The sequence below is a fragment of the Sphingomonas sanguinis genome (genome assembly GCF_001476905.1).
GTDB lineage: Bacteria > Pseudomonadota > Alphaproteobacteria > Sphingomonadales > Sphingomonadaceae > Sphingomonas > Sphingomonas sanguinis_B.
Genome location: NZ_LDTE01000013.1, coordinates 1 through 5,076 on the forward strand (window position 1 = coordinate 1; position 5,076 = coordinate 5,076).

Here is a 5,076-nt window from a genome sequence, read left to right on the forward strand (position 1 = left end):
CTTCCGCCGTGTCGCTACCCGCTACGATAAACTCGCCGTCAACTTCCTCTCAGGCGTCGCCATCGCAACCGCGCTCGCATTCTGGCTCTGATTGAGTCTCAGCCCTAGCACGCGATCTAACAAAGCCGGTATCTCCGCCCCGACAAAACCCTCTTCTGGATGATCCTTGAACGGGATTGCGTAGACGCGCTGTGGCACGCCCCCAAGTGTGATTATTTCTGTCGGCACTTTCATCATTTGTGCCTCCGTAAGCGCGCCCTCACGCTGCAAAAGGGTGGGCGTGTAGATGATGCGCCATTCACGCTCTTCGCGAAAAGAGGGGTGCTTGGTAGATTGGATCATGAACCTTAAAGTGTTCATTAGATTGTCGTGAAGATACTTGCCGCCTTGTGTGACGAGGAACCCTGCAATACGCTCAACGCCCGCGACCAGTTCTTCAAAATAGGGGACAAATGTCTCTGGAGTGGCGTAGACTACCGGACTCGTGAACGCATTTAGCGCGTTTGATTCGGTCAAGAAGGGCGGATTGTTGAAGATAAACGCTATGCCATTTTTGGCAGCGTATGCCCGCCACATGGATAGCCTACCGAAGCTGTCTTCAAGCGCATCACCGTGTTCGGGGTCGCCATGTTCCGATATAGAGATTAGGTAGGTTTCGCTTCGAACATCGAGCAATTGCGCGTCGAAGTTGCTCTCAAGTATCTCGGGCAAGCCGTCTTGAACTGCGTTCATGACCGCCTTCAATCGTTCGCCGACTGGTCCGCCGTAGCAGCGAGTTAGGCAGTTCATACCATGTTGAACCTCAGAAAAGTCGTTCATCATGGTAGAATTGCGTAGCAGCATCTTCCCGCTGCCAAGAATCTTCATGCCGCTTTGGGCACTGGTGTAATGCGCAAAGCGGGTGTTGGCCAAACGTAGCCGCAAAGCTTGTTTAGCGGCATTAGGAAGGAACGTGGTCCAAATCTCTTCGGGTGTTAAGTCTGCCATCTGAACGCCTGCCATGCCCGCTGTCAGCGTAAAGACTGGCATGAAGACAGGTAGAAGGGTAGCCGATCCCGCGAAAAAGGCGGTGATGGGGACGTTCTGCGACGACCGCCACGGCAACATCGTTGAATTGACCACGCCAGCTAAGAGCGTGCCTGCGGGCTACCTCTCCAAACAGGCGGCGCGCCCACCAGCATGATTTTCACGACGTCATAATGAAGCTTGGGACCTTGTAAATAGACGATAGGTGGCAATGCCTATCCACCGGATATGAGGGGCCAAAGGGGGGGGCGAAGGCCAGCCCACCAATTCGCTACACCGCTTGTCCTCCGTCGCGCACGACGCCGCGCTTGGCAGTTTATTTTTTGGACCGGCCATGCGGCTGTGTCCTCGAAATGATTTGCCATGATCCTAACCAACCAAGGGTATGTCCCTAACATACCTTGGAGGTATGGGGTGAACTGACGCGCAAGTGCGTCGCAACTGACGCGCAGAAAATACGGCGGAAAACTGCCGTTTTTGAACAACTGCGTCGGCAGACGCGCAACTGACGCGCAGAACTGACGCGCAAATCCCGTTGAACTGACGCGCAGAAAAAACGGCGGTTTTCCGCCATTTTTTGAGATTTTGCGCGCTTGTTCGAGAAATCGGCTGAACTGACGCGCAAACAGGCGCGCAACATCGCGAAGTAAATATTGCGACTCTATGGCACCTCATGGGATAAATACTCTCATGCAGACACCAACTCTCTTATCACCCGCTGAAGTAACTCGCCGCCTCGGTATTGGCCGGTCAACACTTCATCGTTACCGTCAAGCCGGCAACTTCCCTCATCCTATCCCGCTCGGGCCGCGCCGTATCGCTTGGCCGGAAGAAGACATTGCCGATTGGTTGAACCGCCAGCGCGGGTAATATTTGCGCTTCCCTGCCCTTGTCGATTAAATAGTGCTGTTCACTAAACGACGATGGGCGGGGACCGGAGAACAGACGGTCCCCGTTTCGCTTTGTGGGGCCGTGCCGCATGGCCGGTAACTCGACCGCTTCGAGACACCCCGTCGAACAAGTGAACTCTCATGATCAACAATAATCCCGCCATGTGGGCGGACCATTACGAAGCCGGATACTCTGTCTTTCCGCTCAAGCCGAACAGCAAACGCCCCGACGTGCCGTCGTGGCAGGCATATCAGGTTCGCCGATCCTCCATCGAAGAAGTCGGCGCATGGGTGGACGATGACCCCAGCCGCAACATCGGCATCGCCACCGGCGCTGTCAGTGGCGTTGTCGTCCTCGACCTCGACAGTCCCGCCGCCGCCGCCGCCGCAACGCTCAAGGGCGTTCCCCCCACGGTCGAGGCATTGACCCCAAGGGGCCGTCACCTCTACTTCCGCTATGACCCCAGCCAGCCCATTACGGTCGCTGTCGGAGGATCGGGCAACAGCCTTCCCCAAGGGATCGATGTGCGAGGCGATGGCGGTTATGTCGTCGCGCCCGGTTCCTACTACGCGCCTACGCCTGACGAACTCGCCAGCGGAAAGAAGGAAGGGGCCTATGCATGGGCACCCGGCCATTCCCCCGGCGAGATTGATCCCGCCCCGCTCCCCTCATGGGTTGTCGAGGCATTGGCGAAGCCCGACCCTGTAGTGTGCCATAGTGTGTCACCTGGCCCCCTGCCTTTGACGCAGACCGGCGGCGGCACGGCCTATGGCAACGCGGCGCTACAGGCGGAATGCGAGGCCATCCGCACCGCGATCAGCGGCACCCGCAACCACCAGCTAAACCGGTCTACCTACGTCGTGGCGCAACTCGTGGCAGGTGGCGAACTCGACGCCCACGATGCGCGGACGGCGTTGGAAAGCGCCGCCGCCGCCGCCGGATTGGAGCGGTCGGAGACGCGCGCCACGATCAACAGCGGTTGGGCGAGCGGATCGATGCAGCCGCGTTCCGCGCCGACCAGTGGAACTACTTCCCTCATCGGTCAAACGACCCCAGCCAGTGAATCGACACCCCCTGTCGATCCCTTGGCCGGAATGATATGCGCCGCCGACAGGTGCCGCCTGACGCCGCCGCCGCGTGAATGGCTTATCGAGGACTGGTTGCCTGTAGGTGCCGTTACAACGCTGTTCGGCGACGGCGGCGTGGGCAAATCGCTGGTCGCGATGCAGATGGCGGCGGCAGTAGCTTCGGGCAAAGACCTATGGGGCCATAAGACCAGCCAATCGCCGGTCATCGCCTTCTATTGCGAGGACGACGACAACGAACTTTCGCGGCGGCAACAGTCGATCAACGCGCGCATGGGGCTGGGGGAAGCGGACCTTGCCGCCTTGTTCGATCAGTCCCGCTTTGGCCTGCAATCGCTATTGGGAACCGTGGACAAGCGGACGGGGGCCTACCAGCCGAATGATCTGTTCCGGGCCATAGAGGCAAAGGCGCACGCCACCGGCGCACGGCTGGTCATCCTCGACAACATCAACATGGTGTATGGCGGGGAAGCCAACGATCCCGGCGCGGTCACCCGCTTCATGTCGCTGCTGTCGAGCCTTGCTCTGTCGATCAACGGCGCTGTCCTCCTGCTGGGCCATACGGCCAAGGCGGAAGGGTCGCGCTTTTCCGGCACGATGGCGTGGAGCAATGCCAGCCGTAACCGGCTGTTCTTCGGACGCCCCGACAACATGGCGGAAGCCGCTCGCAATCCCGACCTACGCCGCCTTGGCCGGGATAAGTCGAACTACGCCAAGGCAGGCGAAGAACTGGACCTCATGTGGGATCGTGGCGCGTTCGTCAGGCCATCGGACCTGTCACCCTCCCTTGGGGTGACCAACGATCAAGCGCGCGATGACAAGGCGTTCCTCGACCTGTTGGACGAACTGACCGGTAAGGAACAAGCGCTGTCGATCAACAAGCAGGCGAGGAACTACGCGCCCCGCATCATGGCGAAGGATGGCCGCTACAGGAACGCCGACACCGAACGGCGCATGACACAGGCTATGGCCCGTCTGTTGAACGCTGGGGCCATCGTGGAGGAAACGGCGCTACCTTGGCAGACGAAGCGGCGCGTTGACGCCACGGGCATCGCACGGGCACCCGAAGGCACCCAGCCACAGGCCAGCCATAAGGTGACGGCGCTACTCGACATGCTGGCGGCAAAGCGCGCAGCCTGACCGATAGAACGACCCAGCCGGATCATTAGTGGTTCGGCTGGACCTATCCACCGGAACGACCCCAAGCCAGTGAATCAGGGGTCGCCAGTAAAACAACACCCCTTGGTTTGTATCACGATTTGTATCATTGCTGGCCTGTCATCGGCCTGCTAAGCGTTGCTCAACGTCAGATAACTGACGGACACCAAACGGTTATTTGACGGTTTGGGGATGATACGCCGCATCGCATTCGTAATGCGGGGGTCACAGGTTCGAGTCCTGTAAGCGGCACCATCCTCCCCTAAGCCATTGAAAATGCTTAGGATTTTACGAAAATCACTGCTTGTAACGACTGTCTGCTACAATCGTAGCGAGGCAAGGATGAGCGCGTACCTGCTTAAGCGTGATGGCGGCACCTATTATTTCCGGCGTTCGATCCCGCTAGCCCAAAGGCAGCGGTTCGGTGGAAAACGCGAATGGGTGCGGTCGTTAGGGACGAAAGACCGAAACGAAGCCAAAAGGCTCATACCCGCGTGTTTGATCGCGTTTGATAAAGCGATGGATGGCGACGCCTCGAAAGCATCGGAAGAAAGCCACGCGAAGCCTTTCCAGCCCCCGGTAGCGCTTGCAGAGGCAATGGAACCCTACAACACGCCCCGACGCCCTACGGTGCCTCTTCTAGGGCTGAGACTCAATCAGAGCCAGAATGCGAGCGCGGTTGCGATGGCGACGCCTGAGAGGAAGTTGACGGCGAGTTTATCGTAGCGGGTAGCGACACGGCGGAAGTCCTTGAGACGGCAGAAGGCGTTCTCGATCAAGTGGCGGCCGCGGTATCTGTCTTTATCATATCGGATCGTGCGTTTGCGGTTTCGCCGTCCGGGAATGACGGGAACGGCTCCGGCATCACGTAGCGAACGGCGCAGCCGGTCGGCCACGGCGCCCTTGGCGGCCCACA

General features: G+C 59.1%; 4 protein-coding genes and 1 pseudogene. 3 read left to right on the top strand and 2 right to left on the bottom strand.

Features of this window, described 5'->3' with window-relative positions; genetic code table 11:
• Positions 1 to 21 precede the first annotated feature (21 nt).
• A complete protein-coding gene (locus SB4_RS20180) occupies positions 22 to 1,002 on the bottom strand; it encodes a DUF2971 domain-containing protein (RefSeq protein ID WP_206597980.1) in 981 nt (326 codons plus the stop codon).
• Positions 1,003 to 1,716: 714 nt separating this feature from the next.
• Between SB4_RS20180 and SB4_RS20560 the strand changes: the two genes are divergently transcribed.
• The 3 genes from SB4_RS20560 (at position 1,717) to SB4_RS20565 (ending at position 4,886) form a co-directional block, all read left to right on the top strand.
• The gene (locus SB4_RS20560) at positions 1,717 to 1,896 is read left to right on the top strand and encodes a helix-turn-helix transcriptional regulator (RefSeq protein ID WP_082669933.1); all 180 of its coding nucleotides are present in this window, start codon (positions 1,717 to 1,719) and stop codon (positions 1,894 to 1,896) included.
• A gap of 161 nt (positions 1,897 to 2,057) precedes the next feature.
• Positions 2,058 to 4,142, top strand: a complete 2,085-nt coding sequence (locus tag SB4_RS03490) for an AAA family ATPase (protein WP_058751437.1) — start codon at positions 2,058 to 2,060, stop codon at positions 4,140 to 4,142.
• 360 nt (positions 4,143 to 4,502) lie between these two features.
• Positions 4,503 to 4,886, top strand: coding sequence for a DUF6538 domain-containing protein (locus SB4_RS20565; RefSeq protein WP_420893874.1), 384 nt, complete (start codon positions 4,503 to 4,505; stop codon positions 4,884 to 4,886).
• On the opposite strand, the pseudogene SB4_RS18780 reads toward SB4_RS20565, so the two are convergent.
• Positions 4,817 to 5,076, bottom strand: a pseudogene (locus SB4_RS18780) (IS5/IS1182 family transposase); the annotation flags it as partial. The gene SB4_RS20565 and the pseudogene SB4_RS18780 sit on opposite strands and share 70 nt — an antisense overlap.

Excerpts from the sequence above, each read along its gene's own strand:
- SB4_RS20180 (WP_206597980.1), bottom strand. The coding sequence starts at position 1,002 with ATGGCAGGCGTTCAGATGGCAGACTTAACACCCGAAGAGATTTGGACC.
- SB4_RS20560 (WP_082669933.1), top strand. The coding sequence starts at position 1,717 with ATGCAGACACCAACTCTCTTATCACCCGCTGAAGTAACTCGCCGCCTC.
- SB4_RS03490 (WP_058751437.1), top strand. The coding sequence starts at position 2,058 with ATGATCAACAATAATCCCGCCATGTGGGCGGACCATTACGAAGCCGGA.
- SB4_RS20565 (WP_420893874.1), top strand. The coding sequence starts at position 4,503 with ATGAGCGCGTACCTGCTTAAGCGTGATGGCGGCACCTATTATTTCCGG.